This window comes from Dactylosporangium sp. NPDC050588 (assembly GCF_040654975.1).
Taxonomy (GTDB): Bacteria; Actinomycetota; Actinomycetes; order Mycobacteriales; family Micromonosporaceae; genus Dactylosporangium; species Dactylosporangium maewongense.
In genome coordinates this window covers 1-1,322 of sequence record NZ_JBFAJA010000238.1, presented here as the reverse complement: position 1 = coordinate 1,322, position 1,322 = coordinate 1, and the positions used below count along the sequence as shown (strand labels likewise).

Genomic DNA, 1,322 nt, shown 5'->3' with positions numbered 1-1,322 from the left:
AAGAGCGCCCGCAGCGACAGTTCGACGCCGAACACGGCCCGCACCCGGCTCATCAACCGCACCGCGAGCAGCGAGTGCCCGCCCAGGGTGAAGAAATCGTCATCGACACCGACCTGGTCAAGCTCCAGGACCTCGGCGAACGCCAGGCACAGCAGCTCTTCCCGCACGTTCGACGGGCCACGACCCGCCCCCGCCGCCGAGGCGAAATCCGGTGCCGGCAGCGCCCGCCGGTCCAGCTTGCCGTTCGCCGTCAACGGCAGGCCCGCCAGCGCAACGAACGCCGACGGCACCATGTAGTCCGGCAGCCGGTCCGCCACGTACTCCCGCAGACCGTCGACCTCGCCCACGACATAGGCGACGAGCCGCTTCTCCCCCGCCGTATCCTGACGGGCGATCACCGCAACCTGGGCGACCTGCCGGTGCCCGGCGAGAACGGCCTCGATCTCACCCGGCTCCACCCGGAACCCACGGATCTTCACCTGCTCGTCCGCACGGCCAACGAACGCGAGCACACCTTCGCCCGTCCACGACACGACGTCACCGGTGCGGTACATCCGTCCGGCCCCGAACGGGTTCGCCACGAACCGCTCGCCGGTCAGTCCCGGTCGGCCGGCATAGCCACGAGCCAGGCCATCACCGGCCACGTACAACTCACCGGCCACCCCGACCGGCACCGGCTGGAGACGCTCGTCCAGGACGTAAGCATGGGTACCGGAGATCGGGGCACCGATCGGGACACCGGCGGCGTCCTGCGGCCGGACCACGTGCACGGCGGAGAAGGTGGTGTTCTCGGTGGGCCCGTAACCGTTGGACAGCCGGAGGCCCGGGTTCGCCGCAAGCACCGTCTGGCAGGTGGCCGGCGACAGGACGTCACCACCGGCGAGGAGGTGCCGGACCGGAGCGAGGACCGACACGTCCGCGGCGACGACCTGGTCGAACCAGCCCGCGGTCATCCACAGCGTCCCCACCCGATGCTCGGCCAGGAACCCACCCAACTCCGCCGTCGACATCGCACCGGACGGCGCCACCGCAAGGGTCGCGCCGTTGAGCAACGCGCCCCAGATCTCGAACGTGGCCGCGTCGAACGACGCCGACGCCAGATGCGCCACCACATCCCCGACACCGACCTCGAAGAAGCTCGCGTCCCGAACGAGCCGCACGACGGCCCGGTGCGGGACGACGACACCCTTCGGGGTGCCCGTCGAACCCGACGTGTACATCACGTACGCGGCGTTGCCACCGGTCACCACCGGCAGCTGCGTCGGAGCCGCGGACATCACCCGAGGGTCGTCCAGCGCGATCGCGCGGAACCGGCCCGACGG

1 protein-coding gene is annotated in these 1,322 nt (G+C 70.9%); it reads right to left on the bottom strand.

Going from position 1 to position 1,322, the window contains the following annotated elements; genetic code table 11:
* Nucleotides 1-1,277 (bottom strand): non-ribosomal peptide synthetase (locus tag AB0I21_RS57490; RefSeq protein ID WP_360574540.1); only part of this gene is annotated, 1,277 nt, incomplete at its 3' end.
* Nucleotides 1,278-1,322 lie beyond the last annotated feature (45 nt).